Below are 18,048 nucleotides of genomic sequence, written 5' to 3' on the forward strand. Positions count from 1 at the left end.
GCAGTGAAACGATGCATCGCCGATGGTAGTGTGGGGTTTCCCCATGTGAGAGTAGGTCATCGTCAAGATTAAATTCCAGAACCCCTGATTGCTTACGCAGTCAGGGGTTTTGTTTTGGGCGGTCGGAAAACGGGGAGAGAGCTGTTGGCCGTAAAAAAGATCCAGCCTGGTTAAAAGCCTTGCTCCCTGATCAACTCAATCAGTGCCCTTAACCCGGCCGGCACATGGCGCCTACCTGGGTAATAGAGGCGCAAGCAGTCAAAAGACGGCGTCCATTCTTCCAGTACGCGCACTAACGTCCCGTTCGCTAAATCGGCAGCGGCATTCCATTCCGTAAGATAGGTCAAGCCTAGTCCCGCCCTGGCAGCCTCAAGCATCAGAGTCGGATTATCCAGGGTCAAAACCCCTTGCACCTCTACAGCAAGCGCTTCGCCATGTCGCTCAAACTCCCAGTGATAGATCGCACCGCTGGGCATCCGGCTGCGAATACACTGATGGGCCCGCAGATCTATGGGACTGACGGGAACTGGGTTGAGAGCAAAATAGTCCGGGCTGCCTAATACGGAAAAACGCTGGGCCGGACTGATATCGACTGCGATCATGTCTTGAGGAACCGTATCCCCGAGCCGAATCCCCGCATCAAACCCCTGCGCGACGATATCCACCAGCCGCCCCTCAGTGACGATATCCAATTTCATCCGTGGATAACGTCGCAGATACTCCAGCAGCAACGGCATCACCTGCTTTGCCGCCCCCGCCGAGGTATTCAGGCGCAAGGTACCGCTGGGTTCCGCGCTGCGATTTCCTGCCTGTTCCAAGGCCGTGCGAATGCTCAACAGTGCAGGGGTAATGGTTTCGACAAACTCCGCGCCCACTTCAGATAACGACACGCTGCGCGTGGTGCGATTGAACAGCCTCACCCCCATCCGCGCTTCAAGCCCCGCGATAGAGTGGCTCAACGCCGATGTCGACACATTCAACTCGGTCGCCGCTGCACGAAAACTGCGATGCCGAGCCACTGCCAGCACCGCTTCCAACTCATTCAGCCCGGATGTATTCATTGTCCTGAATCGCTCATCAACTCATGCCGATTTGTACGGATTATCAGCTTAATCATAGTGACTTACCGTAGGACGCACTAGCTCAGCGTCCCGGAGGACCTATGCAATACATCAACCAGATTTACATCAACGGCGACTTTGTGACGCCCCATGGCGAAGAGCTTTTTGACCTGTTCAACCCTGCAACAGGTCAGCGTATCGGCCAGGTTCGATTGGCAAATGAACAAGACGCCCTGGATGCCATCGCTGCCGCCAAGCGAGCTTTTACCGCGTTCTCCCACAGCTCTAAAGATGTGCGCATCGACTATCTCAAACGCCTTCACGCCGCAGTTGAATCCATTGAGGACGCACTTACCGACGCGATTATCGAGGAGTACGGCGCCCCAATATCCCGTGCGCGGTGGATGGCCAAGCATGCAGCCAGCGTCCTGCAAGATGCCGCTTCAGTACTGGAGAGCTACAACTTCTCCCGACGCATTGGCATCGCCGAGGTGGTCATGCAGCCGCTGGGTGTGGCCGGCTTGATCACACCCTGGAACAGCAACGCCGGTTTTATCTGCGGCAAGCTCGCTGCGGCGTTGGCCGCCGGCTGTACCGCCGTGATCAAACCCAGTGAAATGAGCGCAATCCAGACCTCGCTAATCACCCGCGCCCTGCATGACGCAGGCTTGCCTCCCGGTGTATTCAACATCGTCACTGGCCGTGGCGAAACCGTAGGCGCCGTGTTGAGCGCCCATCCCGACATCGCAAAAGTGTCCTTCACGGGTTCAACCGCTGTCGGCAAAACAATCCTGCGGACCGGCGCCGAGACCCTGAAGCGCGTGACCCTAGAGCTGGGCGGCAAATCACCGGTGCTGATTCTCGATGATGCGGACCTCAAGACGGCCGTGCCCATGGCCCTTCAGGCCGGTTTCATGAACAGCGGCCAGGCCTGTATCGCCGGCACTCGAATCCTGGTACCCGAAAGTCGTTTGGAAGAAATCGAAGCGCTGATGATCGACGAGGTGGGCAACGTGCAAGCCGGCGACCCTCGTGACCCAGCCACTGCGGTCGGCCCCATGGTTAGCCAAAAACAGTGGGAGCGCGTACAGCGCTACATTCAGATCGGGATCGAGGAGGGCGCCCACCTATTGGCAGGAGGTCGCGGTTTGCCTGAGGGCATCAAAGCCGGGTGGTTCGTAAAACCAACCGTATTCAGCCGGGTGACCAACCAAATGGCCATCGCCCGCGAGGAGATTTTCGGCCCAGTGCTCTCGATCATTACCTACGCAACCGAGGAAGAGGCCCTGACCATCGCCAACGACACACCCTACGGCCTCCAGGCATACATCCTGTCTTCAAATCCCGAACGCGCCCGCAGGCTGGCCAGCCGTATAGACGCTGGCCGAGTGCTGATCAATACCCTGGCCCATGAACCTCTTGCGCCGTTTGGTGGCTTCAAGCAATCGGGTATCGGCCGCGAGTACGGCACATTCGGCCTCGAAGCCTTCCTGGAGCCCAAGTCGATCCTGAGCTGATCGTCAGCATAAAAACGCATGAATAAGGTCAACGGCTCAAACCAAAGTGCATGAACAGGCTCCATTAGCACACCGTTCAGGGAAATCGATGCAAAGTGTTTCTGCATTTTTGGTATGGTGCAGCACATTTTCACAAGGACTGATTTTTCCTCCGCAGGAAGCGGCGTCGACCTTATTCAACGAGATGCTGTAGAAATGCCTGAACCAATACCGATCAAGGATCACGAAAAAGAAAACCGCCTGGTCAACAAGCGGCTGCTGGCCTGCGCGCTGCTGGTAATCGGCATTACCTGCGCCCTGGTAGGTCGGATGTACTTCCTGCAGGTGGTGCAGTACGACTACCACTCCACCATTTCCGAAAACAATCGCGTCCACGTCCTGCCGATCACACCGACCCGCGGCCTGATCTATGACCGCAACGGCGTAGTACTTGCCGACAACCGTCCCAGCTACAACCTGACCATCACCCGCGAGCGCACCACCGATCTCAAAGGAGAGCTGGACGCTATCGTCAGCCTCCTGCATTTGCCCGCCGAGGATCGCGGCGTATTTGATAAGGCGCTCAAGCAAGCCCGTCATCCCTTCGTGCCCGTCACCCTGTTCTACGAGCTGACCGAAGAGCAGATCGCCGTGCTGGCCGTCAACGAATTCCGCCTGCCAGGCGTGGATGTCGAGCCGCAATTCGTCCGCCATTATCCGCTGGGTGCGCACTTTGCCCACTCCATTGGCTACGTAGGCCGGATCAACGAAAAAGAATCCAAAGCCCTCGACTCAGTGGAGTACCGGGGCACGCAGTCCATTGGTAAAACCGGGATCGAGCGTTTCTACGAGTCCGAGTTGCATGGCCATGTCGGCTATGAAGAAGTTGAAACCAACGCCCAGGGCCGCGTCCTGCGGGTGCTCAAGCACACCGACCCGATCCCCGGCAAAAACATCGTGCTGAGCCTGGACGTCAAACTCCAGGAAGCCGCCGAAGAAGCCCTCGGCGACCGCCGTGGTTCGGTGGTTGCTCTCGACCCGGCAACCGGCGAAGTGCTGGCGATGGTCAGCAAGCCAAGCTTCGACCCGAACCTGTTTGTCACCGGCATCAGCTTCAAGGAATACGCCGCGCTGCACGACTCCCTCGACCGTCCGCTGTTCAACCGCGTGCTGCGCGGGCTCTACGCGCCGGGTTCGACGATCAAGCCGGAAGTCGCCATCGCTGGCCTCGACAGCGGCGTGGTTACCGCCCAGACCCGGGTGTTCGACCCGGGCTATTACCAACTCCCGGATTTCGACCACAAATACCGCAACTGGAACCACAGCGGCGATGGTTGGGTGGACATGGACGCAGCGATCATGCGCTCCAACGACACCTACTTCTACGACCTGGCCCACAAGCTGGGTATCGACCGCCTGCACGACTACCTGGCCGAGTTCGGCCTTGGCCAGAAAGTCTCCCTCGACATGTTCGAAGAGTCAGCCGGCCTGATGCCGTCCCAAGCCTGGAAGCGCGCTACCCGGCGCCAGCCGTGGTTCCCGGGTGAAACCGTGATCCTCGGCATCGGCCAGGGTTACATGCAGGTCACCCCGTTGCAGCTGGCCCAGGCCACTGCGCTGATCGCCAACAAGGGCGTGTGGAACCGACCGCACCTGGCCAAGACCATCAATGGCGTGCCGCCGGTGGATGAAAACCCGATGCCCAACGTGGTGCTCAAAGACCCGCGCGACTGGGAGCAGGTCAACCACGGCATGCAATTGGTAATGCACGATCCACGCGGTATCGCCCGGGCGGCTGCAGCCGGTGCGCAGTACCGGATTGCTGGCAAGTCTGGTACTGCGCAGGTAGTGGCGATCAAGCAGGGCGAGCGTTACAACCGTCTCAAGACCCTGGAGCGCAACCGCGACAACGCCTTGTTCGTCGGCTTTGCCCCGGCGGAGCACCCGCGGATCGTGATTTCGGTGATGATCGAAAACGGCGAGGCCGGTGGCCGAGTGGCGGGGCCGGTGGTGCGCCAGATCATGGACGCCTGGCTGCTCGATCAGGAAGGCCACTTGAAGCCGCAATACGCGACCCCTGCCAAGGCGCCGGGTGATCCCCACGTCTAAAGCCACAAATACACACAGGTGATTGCCCTTACTCCTACATTCGTCTAAATTGCGATTCGTTCTCATTAGCGCTAATCGCCATCATGCCCGAATCGATCCGCCACGCTCACCAGCCTGTTGCCACGCTTTACGGTGCCCATCACCGCTGGCTGGTGGGTTGGTTGCGTGCGCGGCTGGGGTGTTCGCATCAGGCGGCTGACCTGGCACAGGACACCTTCATTCGCCTGCTATTGGCCGACCGGGCCAAACCTCTGGCCGCCGACCTGAAGGAGCCGCGGCACTTCCTGGTGACCATCGCCAGGCGCGTGATGATTGACAGCTACCGTCGCAAGGCCCTTGAGCAGGCTTATCTCCAGGCTTTGGCCGAACAGCCCTTGGCCTACGCCCTGTCACCCGAAGAGCGCCTGCTGATCATCGAAACCCTGCAGCGCCTCGATGCGATGCTCGACGGTCTCGGGCGCAAGGTGAAACGCGCGTTCCTGCTCTCGCAGTTGCAGGGCATGCCTTACAAGGAAATCGCTGAGCAGCTACAGGTCTCGGTCAGCTCGGTGACCAAATACATCGCCAAGGCCACCGAGCATTGCCTGCTTGAAGCGCTGGACCAATGACCCTTGACTCGCAACGCCAGGCGCTGAGTGCCGCAGCCCAATGGGTTGCACGCCTGGCGGAGGTGCCCGGTGATCGCCAGCTTCAGCAGGACTGGAACACGTGGCGCGAAGAATCCCCGTTGAACCAGTGGGCCTGGCAGCGTGTGGAGATGCTCCAGGGCCAACTCCAGTGCCTGCCGGGATCCCTGGCCGTCAATGTGCTGGACAAGGCCGCCGATCATTCCCGGCACCTGGGGCGACGCGGCTTGCTCAAGGGCCTGGTGATCGGTGCCGGGGTGAGCGCCATGGGCTGGACCGGCTATCGCCAGGCACCGATATGGATGGCCGATCAGCGCACCACCACCGGCGAACGTCACACTGTCACCCTCGAGGATGGCACCCGGCTGTCGCTCAATACGGCCAGCGCCGTAGATGTGCGCTACGGCCCGGACCAGCGGCTGCTGATCCTGCGCGCCGGTGAGATCCTGATCGAGACCGCCAAGGATGCACGCCCTTTCATGGTACGCAGCGCCCACGGCGAGATGCGCGCGCTGGGCACACGTTTCACCGTGCGCCAGTTCGACGGCTACACCGCCATGAGCGTCCTGCAACACGCCGTGGCCGTGCGCCCGGGTGATGAGCTGGCAGAGACGGTGATCACCACCGGCAACGCCGTGACCTTCGATACCAGCCGCCTGCTGACGCTGCGCGCCATTGAGCCCGGCGAGGGCGAATGGGCGGCGGGGCGCCTGGTGGTGGACAACTGGCGGCTGGATCGCCTGCTCGAAGAGTTGCAGCGCTATCGGCCAGGTTACCTGGGGTGTGCTGCCGAGGTCGGCCACCTGCGGGTCTCCGGCGCCTATTCCCTGGATGATCTGGACCTGACCCTCACCGCACTGACCCGTGCGCTACCGGTACGGCGCATCTCCCGCACCGATTACTGGACCCAAATTGTCGCCCGCGGATAAAAACGCAAAATATTTATCCGCCGCCGTTGTCGATTTGCCGCGCCTCGCTCGACTCCTCCTGCAATACCTCTTCATTTCTTTCGGTCACCAGGAGTCAGTAATGCGCGCAGGGCAAACTTCAGTCGCCAATCCACCGCTTCGATCATTTCGCAAAAAGCCCCTGCAGGTGGCGTTGTTCGGCGTGTCGTTGATGGTGCAATACAGCCTTCTGGGCCCGTTGCTGTCCCCAGGCTCCAGCGCTGTGGCGGCCAGCCCGCAAAAGACCTTCAGCATCGCGCCCGGCCCGTTGGGGTCGGTACTGAGCCGCTTTGCCAGTGACGCCGGCGTCGTCTTGTCTTTTGACTCGGGCCTGACCGCGGGCAAGCAGAGCCAGGGCCTCACCGGCACCTACAGTGTCGAGCAGGGTTTCGCGCGTTTGTTGGCGGGCAGCGCCCTGAGCGTGGCGGCCAATGGTGATGGCAGCTACGGCCTGATCCCGCAATCCAGCGGCGCCTTGATCCTGGGCGCCACCAGCATCAATGCCGAAGGGCTGAGCCTGACCACCGAAAACACCGGCTCCTACACCACCGGCGCCACCAGTACCGCGACCAAGCTACCGTTGTCGCTGCGGGAAACGCCGCAATCGGTCAGCGTCGTCACCCGCCAGTTGATGGACGACCAACACCTGTCGACCCTCAACGAAGTGCTGGCCTTCACCCCCGGCATCAGCAGCAACCACCGCGACAGCGAGCGTTACTCGTTCTATTCCCGGGGCTTTGAAATCCAGAATTTCCAGTACGACGGTATTCCGTCGCAGGTGGCCAACGAGTCCCAGCAATACACCGGCGCGATCTCCGACATGGCGATCTACGACCGCGTCGAAGTGGTGCGCGGCGCCACCGGGCTGATGAGCGGCGCCGGCACTCCATCGGCCACCATCAACCTGGTGCGCAAGCGCCCGACCAAGGACTTCCAGGCCTACGTTTCCGGCGAAGCCGGGGCGTGGGACCGTTACCGTTCCGAAGTCGATGTGTCCGGCCCGTTGACCGAAACCGGCAACATGCGCGGACGTTTCGTCGCGGCTTATCAAAAACAGAATTCGTTCATCGACTGGTATAAGAAGGACAAGCGCGTGATGTATGGCGCCCTGGACATCGACCTGAACGAAAACACCACGCTGCGCACCAGCCTCGACTACCAGAACAACGACGCCAATGGCAGCACCTACGGCCATATCCCGCTGTTCTACAACAATGGCACCCAGACCCACTTCTCCCGCTCCTTCAACCCGGCCTCGCGCTCCAGCTACATGGACAACACCAGCTACACCTTCACGACGATGCTCGATCACAAGCTGGATGACGACTGGAGCCTCAAGACTGCCTACAGCCATCAGTATTCCTACCGCAAAGGACAGGGCGCGTCGGCCAGTGGCGGCTACCCGGACCCCGTGACAGGGCAGGGCGCGGGTGCCTTCATCTATCGCCTGGACAGCTATCAGACCCAGGACACCGTCGATGTGTATGCCACCGGCCCGTTCCAGCTGGGCGGGCGTGAGCATGAACTGGTGATGGGCGCCAGCAGTTCGCGCACGCACCTGAACTTCCCCGACTACAGCAGCGGTTCGGCCGATAACGACTACGGTCAGGTGGACAACATCTTCACCTGGGATGGCCGGCAGTACAGTCGCCGTTCGTACACCGAAGTCGGTGGCACCGTCACCACTTTGCAACAGACCGGCGTCTACGCCGCCCTGCGCTTGAAACCGATTGATCCGCTGACGATCATCCTGGGGACGCGGGTCAGTTGGTGGAACCAGGAGAACGCCGACCGGGACTACGCAGCAGGCACGAAAACCATCGATAAAACCAGGAAGACCGGCGTGGTCACGCCCTACGCCGGCGTCATCTATGACCTCAACGATACCTACTCGGTCTACGCCAGCTACACCAACATCTTCCTGCCGCAGACTTTCTACAAGACGTCTTCAAAGGGCTCCCTGGCGCCGCAGCAGGGCGACAACTACGAAATCGGTCTCAAGGGCGAATTCTTCAATGGCGCGCTGAACGCCAGCATTGCCCTGTTCGACATCGAGCAGAAGAATACTCCCGAGCAATCCGGCACCGACTCTTCAGGCGCAGCCGTCTACAAGGCCATCGCCGGCACCAGCACTCGTGGCGTCGAAACCGAAATCTCCGGTGAAGTGGCCGAAGGCTGGAACGTATTCGGCGGCTACACCTACCGCGAATCCCACGACAAGGACGGCGCACGCGTGCAGGCCAACCAGCCGATCAACCTGTTCAAACTCGGCACCTCATACCGCCTGCCCGGCAACCTCGACCGCCTGACCATCGGCGCCAACGTCACCTGGCAAAGCGAGATCTATGCGTCCTCCCAAATCAACTACGAAGGCCCGTACTACAAGGCCAAGCAGGACCCGTACGGTGTGGTCGGCCTGCTCGCCAGCTACCAGGTTGATGAACACCTGTCGGTGGGCCTGAACGTCAACAACCTGTTCGACCAGAAGTACTACGACGGCCTGGGCACGTTCAACTCCGGCTCCTACGGCGAACCGCGCAACGCGATGGTCAACGCCAAGTGGCAATTCTGACTCGCTGAAACCGGGAATGCGCAACCCCAGGGTTGCGCATTGGTCGATGTCGCCTACTGTCAATACAGGAGGTGTCTCATGCACGAATCAAATGAAATCAAACGTAAAGTCCTGCTCAACGCTCCACGCCAACGGGTCTGGGAAGCACTGACCGACGCCGAGCAATTCGGCAGCTGGTTTGGCATCGCCCTCAAGGGCAAACAGTTCGCCCAGGGGCGGGCCATTGAAGCCCCCATCACCTATCCCGGTTACGAGCACGTGGTGTGGAAGGCAAGGATCGAGCGGCTTGAACCACAGACGCGGTTCTCTTTCAGTTGGCATCCCTACGCGGTAGACGAGGGAGTTGATTACGACGCCGAAACCCCAACGCTGGTGGAGTTCACCCTCGAGGATCATGCCGAAGGCATCTTGTTGCGCGTGGTGGAGTCAGGTTTTGACGGGATCCCGGACGTTCGCCGCCAGAAGGCCTACAAGAAGAACTCCCGAGGCTGGGATGATCAGATGAACAACATCGAAGACTATCTGGCGAAATCCCATCAGCCGTGAGCTGATGGGGCGCCGCATTCATCAGCCTTCGTGGGCGGTGCTGATTTCCAGGGTATCGGTGTAGGTCACCAACACGCTTTGGCCGACCTTGAGGTCTTTGAGGCCGGCGCGAATTTCCGGTTTCTCCACGGTCAGCACTTTGCTCTGGCCCGCCGGGTTTTCCAGGGTTACCTGGTTTTTCGCCAGGTCAATGTGGGTGATCTTCAACTGCACCTGTACCTGGCGGAAGGCCGCACCGCCCGGGTTCGGGTTATCCGCGGTGGCGCGCAAGACGCCAGTCTTCTCGGTGGCGTCCGGTGCGCTCTTGTCGATGTCGGTGTCCAGCACGGCGGCGACCGAATGGGTCACCAGCACCTTGACCTGATCACCTGCCTTGAGATTGCCCAGGTCCTTGGCCTGGTCGCTGAGCTGCACATGCACCTTGCGGCCTTCGGCACCTTCGAGCACCACCTGATGGTTGGCGGCATCCACCTCCAGCACCTTGGTGGTCACCTCATCGGCTTCCAGCGACTTGGACAGCGGGATATCGGCAGCATGTGCCGTCAGGGCACCAGCAGACAGCAGGGTTGCCAGGGCAATTGCCTGGCGAAGAGGGCGCAATACATTCATTGAGTGGACTTCCATGTGAGAGGAGCCTTGAGTCTAGTGGCGCGCTCGCGATTCGCAAATTCGCCACTGAGACGGAACGGCTACTTGATCACCACCGGATTCACCGGTGCGCCACTGCCCCCGACAATCTTCAGCGGGGCGGCGGTGTAGAGGAATTTCCACTGGCCGTCGTCCGCACAATCGGCGGCCAGTTCCTCCAGCAACACGATTTCGGTGAAGGCGATCCCCAGGTTGCGCATCAGCGCGCAATGCAGCGGAATCTGCACCCCGGACACCGGGTCGGTGATCACTTCGTTGGCGATGGTGTCGGTCACCAGGTTGGGGATTTCCATCTCGTGGAACCACTCCACCAGCTCCCGGCTGTAGGTCAGCCCCGGCTCCATCAGGTCCTTGAAGAACTCGGTCTTGCCCAGCTCATAAAACGCCCCCATGGACCCGGTGCGGATGATCAGGATGTCACGTTTTTCAATGGTCACGCCCTGGGCTTTGGCGGCGTCGAGCAGGTCCAGGTGGTTGAAGGTTTCGCCCCGGCCCAGGCACTTCTTGCCGCGATGGCGGGCCATGTCGATCAGCACCGCACGGCCCACCACGCCGCGTTCGGCAATCGCCAGCACGCTGGCCTTGGCCATGCCGCCAACGGTGGTCTGGGCGTCGTAGCCGTTCCACAGTTGATTGTCGTACCAGGCGTGGCCGAGGGCGTCGTACTGGGTCGAGCCTTGCAGCTGCATGAAGATCACGTCGTCGGAATACGCCGCACCACCGGTCATGTGCGGCTGTTTGCCGAAGTGGTAATGGCTGTGGTCGAGGGTATTGAAGCGCATCGACGGGTTGCGCGCCGGCCACATCGGGTCGCCGTCGGGGTGGCCGATCTGCACTTGCAGGGTAAAGGTCTTGCCCTGGCGCACCGAGGCCACGCCCCGCAGTACTTCGGCTTCAGTCAGGTAATTGAGGGCGCCGACTTCGTCGTCCGGGCCCCATTTACCCCAGTTCTTTGGCAGGCCTTCAAGCAATTCGCGGGTGTTCGGCTCGTTCTTATTATGAAGATCACACATAGCAATTCCGGTCCCTGTGAAAGTGAGTTACACGCAGCGCCCGCCATCGACTTCAAGGCAAGTGCCGGTGATGAACGCCGCTTCGTCCGACGCCAGGTACAGGCAGGCGTTGGCCACATCTTGCGGGGTGGAAAAGCGCCCCAGGGGAATGGTCGCCATGAATTTCTGGCGGTTTTCCGGGGTGTCCGGCACGCCCATGAATTCGCTGAGCAACGCCGTGGCACCCACTACCGGGTTCACGCAGTTGACGCGGATATTGTCCGGCCCCAGCTCCGCCGCCATGGTCTTGCTCATGACCACCACTGCGCCCTTGCTGCCGTTATACCAGACCAGTCCCGGACGCGGGCGGATCGCCGCCGTCGAGGCAATATTGACGAACACGCCGCCGCCCTGGCCGCGAAAATGCGGCACAAAATGCTTGGCGCTCAAGAAGATGCTTTTGACGTTGACCGCAAACACCCGGTCGAATTCGGCTTCGTCGACTTCCAGCATCGGCCGGTTGCGGTGGGTGGTACCGGCGTTGTTGATGACGATATCGAGGCCGCCGAACTGCTCCAAAGTGCCACGCAGCAGGGCGCCCATGCTTTCATCGTTGGCCACGTTGACCTCGATGAAATGCGCATGGCCGCCGCTTTCGGCGATTTCATTGACCACCCGCTGACCGCCGACGGCGTTCATGTCGGCGACGATGACCTTGGCGCCCTGGCGCGCGAAAGTCTTGGCGATGCCCTCGCCAAACCCCGAACCGGCGCCGGTGACGACCGCGACTTTATTGGCTAAACGCATGGTGTGTTCTCCGTTCTTGTTGTTGTGAGGAATCAACCGTGTTTGATCGCAATGGTCTTCAAGGTGGTAAAGCCCAGCAGCGCCTCGAAGCCTTTTTCCCGTCCATACCCGCTGGCCTTCACGCCGCCGAATGGCAATTCAACGCCGCCACCGGCGCCATAGTTATTGATGAACACCTGGCCACAACGCAGGGTGCGCGCCAGGCGCATTTGCCGCGCGCCATCGCGGGTCCACACGCCGGCCACCAGGCCGAACTCGGTGCCGTTGGCCAGGCGAATCGCTTCGGCTTCATCGTCGAAGGGCATCACGGCCAGCACCGGGCCGAACACTTCCTGTTGCGCCAGGCGACTGTCAGGCGGCACATCGCGAAACAGCACCGCCTCCTGGAAATACCCGCCGCTGCCGGCCTCGGCCACCACCGTTCCGCGCGCGGCGACGGTGATCCCTTCCTGTTCGGCTTGACGAATAAACTCGCGCACCAGGCGCAGCTGCTTCTGATTGATCAGCGGGCCCATGTCCAGGTCCAGCGCCGAAGGCCCGGCGCGCAGTTCGCTGAAACGTTGGCTGAGGCGTGCGAGCAGGGTTTCGTAAATGCTGCGTTCCACCAGCAAACGGCTGCCGGCGGAGCAGGTTTGCCCGCAGTTCTGAATGATGGCGTTGACCAGCACCGGCAACGCTTCATCCAGGTCGGCATCGGCGAACACCAGTTGCGGCGACTTGCCGCCCAACTCCAGGGTGACCGGGCAGTGGCGTTCGGCAGCGGCTTTCGACACGGCAGTACCGGTGGCGGTGGAGCCGGTGAACGAAATGTGATCGATGCCCGGGTGTGCACACAACGCCGCGCCGGCTTCGTAGCCGTAACCGGTGACTACGTTGATCGCGCCGGCTGGAAAACCAACCTCGGCAGCGATTTCCGCCAGGCGCAGCAACGACAGGCTGGCATCTTCCGCCGGCTTGACCACGCACGCATTGCCCGCCGCCAACGAGGCGCCGACGCTGCGCCCGAAAATCTGCATCGGGTAATTCCACGGGATGATATGCCCGGTCACCCCGTGGGGTTCGCGCACCGTCAACACCGTGTAGCCGGCCTGGTACGGTAGGGTTTCGCCGTGCAGTTTGTCGGCGGCACCCGCGTAGTATTCGAAATAGCGGGCAAGGGCGGTGGCATCGGCGCGGGCGACTTTCAGCGCCTTGCCGGTGTCCCGCGCCTCGATCTGCGCCAGCTCTTCATGATGTTCCAGCACCGCCACGCCGAGCTTGGCCAGCAAACGGCTGCGCTCCACGGCAGACAACCGGCCCCACGGGCCGTCGAAGGTTTCGCCGAGTGCCAGGCGCGCCGCGCTGATCGCCGCCTCGATATCGGCGGCCGTGCCACGGGCGATGCTCGAATAGGTTTCGCCGGTGCTGGGGTCGATCACCGGAATGTCTTCCAGCGAGGTCGACGCCAGCCATTGGTTGGCGATGTAATGTGCGTTGGTCATGTTCAGCTCCTGTTCTCTGCGACGCATTCGGCGATGGCGCGACCCACTTCGACAGTGCTGGCGCTGCCGCCCATTTCCCGGGTGCGCGGGCCTTCGGCAAGCACCGTTTCGATGGCGGACACGATGGCTGCCGCCGCTTCCTGGTAAAGCGGATCACCGTCGCCCAGGTGCTCGATCATCAGCGCGGCCGACCAGATCTGACCGATGGGATTGGCGACACCGAGCCCGGCAATATCCGGCGCGGAACCGTGCACCGGCTCGAACAGCGACGGGTAGCGCCGTTCGGGATTGAGGTTGGCCGACGGCGCGATGCCGATGGTGCCGGTGCACGCCGGGCCGAGGTCGGAAAGGATGTCGCCGAACAGGTTGGAGGCCACCACCACATCGAACCAGTCGGGATGCTGCACGAAGTGCGCGCACAGAATGTCGATGTGGAAATTGGCGGTCTTCACGTCCGGGTAGCGCCGGGCAATTTCGTTGACCCGCTCGTCCCAGAACGGCATGGTGATCGAGATACCATTGGATTTGGTCGCCGCCACCAGGTTTTTCCGCGGCCGCTGTTGCGCCAGTTTGAAGGCGTAGTCCACCACGCGGTCCACGCCTTCGCGGGAGAAGATCGACTCCTGCACCGCGATTTCCCGCGCCGTGCCTTCCCACATGCGGCCGCCAACGCTGGAGTATTCGCCTTCGGTATTTTCCCGCACCACGATAAAGTCGATGTCCCCCGGCACGCGGCCGGCCAGCGGGCAGGGCACGCCGGGCATCAGGCGCACCGGGCGGATATTCACGTATTGATCGAACTGGCGGCGGATCTTCAGCAGCGACTCCCACACCGCAGTGTGGTCGGCAATGATGTCGGGCGCACCCACCGCGCCGAAGAAGATCGCGTCATGGCTGCCGATCTGTTCGGCCCAGTCGTCAGGCATCATCGTGCCGTGGGCCAGGTAGTGTTCGCTGCACCAGGCAAAGTGGTCGAAGTGAAAGTGAATACCGAAGCGCCGGCTGACAGCGTCCAGTACCCGCAGGCCTTCGGGCACCACTTCGCGGCCGATGCCGTCGCCGGGAATCACGGCGATGCGGTGGGTGGGGCGGGTGTGGGATTGGGACACGCCGTGTCTCCTGTCTTGTTTTTATAGGAAGGTCTGGCGGGGGCATTCTTGGCACAGCTGTGACAACAGGGGAATTGCTAATTGTGGAATCGGCCTTCGCAAAATTCGAAGGCCAAAGGTTTACGCAGGGTTGGCACTCAAGTAGTCGAACAGTGCCAGGCTCGTCAGCGACGGCTGTTCCTTGCGCATGCACAGGTACATCTGCCGGTCGGCCCAGCTGTCGTCGATTTCGATAAAGCGCAAGGCCATCTCCTTGCGGAAGATCTGCACTGCACCCTGTGGCAACACGCCCACACCCTGGCCGGCGGCGATCAAGCGGCACACTGCTTCGAAACTACGCACCTGCACCCGCAGCCGCAACGGCATGCCGATCGCCGCGGCGGCCTCGGTAATCAACGGGGTGATGGCGGCGTTGTCTTCCAGGCCGACGAAGTCGTAGCCGAGCAAATCCTCGAAGCGCGCATGGCGCATTTTCAGTGGGTGGTCATTGGGCACGAGCAGGCACAGGCGGTCCTGGCAGTAGGGCTCGAACCGCAGCTCTTCGCTGGGGCGGGTGGTGACGATGCCAACATCCGCCACGCCCTCGCGCACGGCCTGGAGGATCTCCCGGCTGCGCTCCTCGCGAATATCCAGGCGGATGCCCGGGTGCAAGGTGTTCCACTGGGTCAGTTGGCGCGGCAGTTCCTGGCTCATCGCCGAACTGTTGGCGTACAGGCAAACCCGGCCGGTGGCGCCCTTGGCGTAATCGGCGAGATCGGCGTGCATGCCGTCCACGGCTCGCAGGATCGATTGTGCATGCTGGGCCAATACTTCCCCGGCTGCCGTCGGTGAAACGCCGGTGGAGGTGCGGGTCAGCAGGGCGACCTTGAAGTGCTGCTCCAGCAGCGACAGGCGTCGGCTGGCGGCAGAGAGGGAGAGATGGGATTGCTCGGCCGCCCGGGACAGGTTGCCCAGCTTGACCGCCTTGAGGAACAGCTCGATGGAAGTGAGGTCGGGGGACATGCCGGGGTCCTTGTGCGCAGTGGTTGGGAAACTACGCAGTTGGCGTTCGGCTGTCCAATGTCCGGCAAACAACCCGGGTGCAGGCAGATCTGCTTTCTGTAGGAGCTGGCTTGCCTGCGATAGCATCACCGAGGTGCATCTGACACACCGAGGTGCCTGCATCGCAGGCAAGCCAGCTCCTACATTGACTAGGGTTAGAAGTCGATACTGGCCGACAGCTTGGCCACGCGCGGGTCACCTTGGGTCAGGTAGCCGCCGAGTGCCGATTCCCAGTACTTGGTATTGGCGACGTTCTCCACAGTGGCGCCGAGGGTGACGTCACGCTGTTCCACCTTGAAGGTGTAGCGGGCGCCCACGTCGAAGCGGTTCCAGGCGGGCAGGCTGAGGTTGTTGGCCGCGTCGGCATATTGGCCGCCGGTGCGCAGCATCCGGCCGTTGACTGTCACGCCTTGCAGGCCTGGTACATCCCAGTCCACGCCGGCATTCAGTTGGAAGGTCGGTACGCCGATGGCGCGGTTGCCGTCGTTGGCGCCGTTCTGGGTGCCGTGGACTTCGGTGTGGATGATGGTTGCGCCGCCCAGCAGGCGCAGGCCGGCGATCGGTTCACCGAACACGTTGAGCTCAACGCCTTTGTTGACTTGCTCGCCCTGGCGAACATAGGTGGCGCTCAAGCCGTCGGCGCTGAGTTGTGAGTAACCGTCGGTTGGTTGCTCGATGCGATACACACCCAGGGTTGCGCCATAGGTACCCATGTCGAGCTTGACCCCGGCTTCGGTCTGTTTCGAGCGCGCCGGGGCATAGGCCTGGCCGGCATTGGTGATGGGCGCGGTGCCGGCGTTCTGAGGTGCGGTCGGGCCCTGGGCCAAGCCTTCGATATGGTTGGCATAGAACGACACGTGGTCCCACGGCTTGAACACCAGGCCGTACACCGGTGTGGTGATCGACTTGTCGTAATCGGCGTTACGTGGGCCCGACCCGTAGGCATACCCTTGGACCACCAGTTCCTGGCGGCGCAACCCGGCGGTCACCAGCAAGCGATCATCCATAAAGCCCAGGGTGTCCGACACCGCTGCACTGCGGGCGAAGGTCTTGGCGGTGATGCCCGGATCGTTCAGGTCGCCGCCGACGAAACTGCCCTTGACCGGTTCGGCAACGTCCACCGGGTTATAGATATTGCTGGCGTGGCCGTTGAGGTCGAAGTCATAGGCGTTGCGCGTCTGGGCCCAGATTCCGGTCAACCCGAAGTTCAGTTTGTGGCTGACAGCGCCGGTCTGGAACTTGCCATTCAAGCCCGCCATCAGGCTGGTGTTGTCTTCCTGGTGGGCGATGCGCGAGCCGCTGACGGTGGCATTGCCCAGGGTGTCATTCAACGTGACCGAGGAGTAACGGCCAATCTCGTTGGTGTGCTTGGCGCCGCCTGCGATGTAGGCGGTCCAGTTGTCATTCAGGTCGTACTCGGCGCGCAACATGCCGAAAGTGTCTTCCAGGCTGCTGGTGCCCCAGCTCGGCGCGTAGTTGGTGTCGGCCGAAGGCGCGTTGGGGATATGGGTCAGGTTCTGGCCGAGCAACACGGTGTTGCGCCCGCCATTGATCTGCTGTTTCGAGTAGACAAAGTCTCCCGACAAACGCAGCGCATCACCGCGATAGTCCAGGCCAACTGCAAACAGCTTCGAACGCTGGCTCTCGTCATCGATCCCGGTGTCGCCTTCGCGCTGGGAAATATTCACCCGTGCGCCAAAACGATTGTCCTCGCCAAAACGTTGCCCGATATCCAGGTGCTCGCCGACCCGGCCATCGCTGCTGATGTCGGTGCTGAAACGCCGCAACGGCACATCATCGGCGCGCTTGGGTTGCAGGTTCACGCCGCCGCCAATCCCGGAACCGCCGGGCGTCACGCCGTTGATAAAGGCGTTGGGGCCCTTGAACACTTCAACCCGCTCCAGGGCGTCGGTGGACATGATCTGGCGCGGCAGGATGCCGTACAGACCGTTGAACGAAATGTCATCGCCGTTCAGCGGCAGGCCACGGATCACAAAGGCCTGGGCCTGGTTCGCGTACCCCGACGCCTGGCGCACGGACGAATCGTTGAGCAGCACATCGCCGACGTTCTCGGCCTGCTGGTCACGGATCAATTTTTCGGTGTAGGAAGACATGCTGAAGGGCACGTCCATGATGTCCTGGTTGCCCAGCACCCCCAGTTGCCCGCCGCGGGCGACCTGGCCGCCGGCGTACACCGGGGGCAGGGCGTTGGGCGTGGCCGCGTCGGCGCTGATGGTGGTAGCACCCAGTTCCAGAGCCTTGCCGTCCTGACTGTTGTTCGCATCCTGCGGGGTTTCTGGAGTGGCGGCGTGAGCGGCGAGGCTCAGGGAGCAGCAAAGGGCGAGCAGGGTAGGGCGAAACGGCACAGCCAAACGGGTGGAAGTGGGCATGGTCGATCCTGACGGCGAACCGTCAATGTGAGGAAAAGGGCAACAACGTTGCGCGTCCTCGCTGCGCGGATACGACTCCGGTGCGAATGATAGTAATTGTCATTAATGTTCTGCAACAAGTTTGTGAGATTACTCTCTCCGTATACGTAGGCCATTTCGGTTAAATCGCCGCGCCGTGGCACAGGCCGAGTAGAATCACGCCCTGAAAGTGATTCTTGAGGTG

14 protein-coding genes are annotated in these 18,048 nt (G+C 61.6%); 6 read left to right on the forward strand and 8 right to left on the reverse strand.

Going from position 1 to position 18,048, the window contains the following annotated elements; all coding sequences use genetic code 11:
• Nucleotides 1-170: 170 nt before the first annotated feature.
• Entirely contained in the window at nt 171-1,061 is an 891-nt protein-coding gene (locus ACIOMR_RS19330; RefSeq protein WP_401195830.1) for a LysR substrate-binding domain-containing protein, read from the reverse strand.
• A 101-nt stretch (nt 1,062-1,162) separates the two neighbouring features.
• Here ACIOMR_RS19330 and ACIOMR_RS19335 point away from each other — a divergent pair, with 101 nt between their 5' ends.
• From ACIOMR_RS19335 to ACIOMR_RS19360, 6 genes are all read left to right on the forward strand, one after another.
• A complete protein-coding gene (locus tag ACIOMR_RS19335) occupies nt 1,163-2,578 on the forward strand; it encodes an aldehyde dehydrogenase family protein (protein ID WP_401195833.1) in 1,416 nt (471 codons plus the stop codon).
• 195 nt (nt 2,579-2,773) lie between these two features.
• A complete protein-coding gene (gene mrdA / locus ACIOMR_RS19340; RefSeq protein WP_003208249.1) occupies nt 2,774-4,666 on the forward strand; it encodes a penicillin-binding protein 2 in 1,893 nt (630 codons plus the stop codon).
• Between the two features lie 83 nt (nt 4,667-4,749).
• A complete protein-coding gene (locus ACIOMR_RS19345; RefSeq protein WP_008434587.1) occupies nt 4,750-5,274 on the forward strand; it encodes a sigma-70 family RNA polymerase sigma factor in 525 nt (174 codons plus the stop codon).
• A complete protein-coding gene (locus tag ACIOMR_RS19350; RefSeq protein WP_401195837.1) occupies nt 5,271-6,221 on the forward strand; it encodes a FecR domain-containing protein in 951 nt (316 codons plus the stop codon). Before ACIOMR_RS19345 ends, ACIOMR_RS19350 begins: the two co-directional genes overlap by 4 nt.
• A gap of 100 nt (nt 6,222-6,321) precedes the next feature.
• A complete protein-coding gene (locus tag ACIOMR_RS19355; protein WP_401195840.1) occupies nt 6,322-8,811 on the forward strand; it encodes a TonB-dependent siderophore receptor in 2,490 nt (829 codons plus the stop codon).
• 78 nt (nt 8,812-8,889) lie between these two features.
• Nucleotides 8,890-9,357, forward strand: a complete 468-nt coding sequence (locus ACIOMR_RS19360; protein WP_134327048.1) for an SRPBCC family protein — start codon at nt 8,890-8,892, stop codon at nt 9,355-9,357.
• Between the two features lie 21 nt (nt 9,358-9,378).
• On the opposite strand, the gene ACIOMR_RS19365 is transcribed toward ACIOMR_RS19360, so the two are convergent.
• From ACIOMR_RS19365 to ACIOMR_RS19395, 7 genes are all read right to left on the reverse strand, one after another.
• Nucleotides 9,379-9,966 (reverse strand): hypothetical protein, encoded by a 588-nt coding sequence (locus ACIOMR_RS19365; RefSeq protein ID WP_102369595.1) that lies wholly within the window; start codon nt 9,964-9,966, stop codon nt 9,379-9,381.
• 80 nt (nt 9,967-10,046) lie between these two features.
• Nucleotides 10,047-11,018 (reverse strand): cyclase family protein, encoded by a 972-nt coding sequence (locus ACIOMR_RS19370; protein ID WP_087695324.1) that lies wholly within the window; start codon nt 11,016-11,018, stop codon nt 10,047-10,049.
• Nucleotides 11,019-11,045: 27 nt separating this feature from the next.
• Nucleotides 11,046-11,804, reverse strand: a complete 759-nt coding sequence (locus ACIOMR_RS19375) for an SDR family oxidoreductase (RefSeq protein WP_401195844.1) — start codon at nt 11,802-11,804, stop codon at nt 11,046-11,048.
• 32 nt (nt 11,805-11,836) lie between these two features.
• Nucleotides 11,837-13,285, reverse strand: a complete 1,449-nt coding sequence (locus tag ACIOMR_RS19380) for an aldehyde dehydrogenase family protein (protein ID WP_102605360.1) — start codon at nt 13,283-13,285, stop codon at nt 11,837-11,839.
• Between the two features lie 2 nt (nt 13,286-13,287).
• On the reverse strand, nt 13,288-14,394 hold the full coding sequence (locus tag ACIOMR_RS19385) for a tartrate dehydrogenase (RefSeq protein WP_401195847.1): 1,107 nt from the start codon (nt 14,392-14,394) through the stop codon (nt 13,288-13,290).
• 120 nt (nt 14,395-14,514) lie between these two features.
• Entirely contained in the window at nt 14,515-15,396 is an 882-nt protein-coding gene (locus ACIOMR_RS19390) for a LysR family transcriptional regulator (RefSeq protein WP_003208237.1), read from the reverse strand.
• 194 nt (nt 15,397-15,590) lie between these two features.
• A complete protein-coding gene (locus ACIOMR_RS19395) occupies nt 15,591-17,825 on the reverse strand; it encodes a TonB-dependent siderophore receptor (RefSeq protein ID WP_177009201.1) in 2,235 nt (744 codons plus the stop codon).
• Nucleotides 17,826-18,048 lie beyond the last annotated feature (223 nt).

This window comes from Pseudomonas sp. NPDC087814 (assembly GCF_044742865.1).
Lineage (GTDB): Bacteria > Pseudomonadota > Gammaproteobacteria > Pseudomonadales > Pseudomonadaceae > Aquipseudomonas.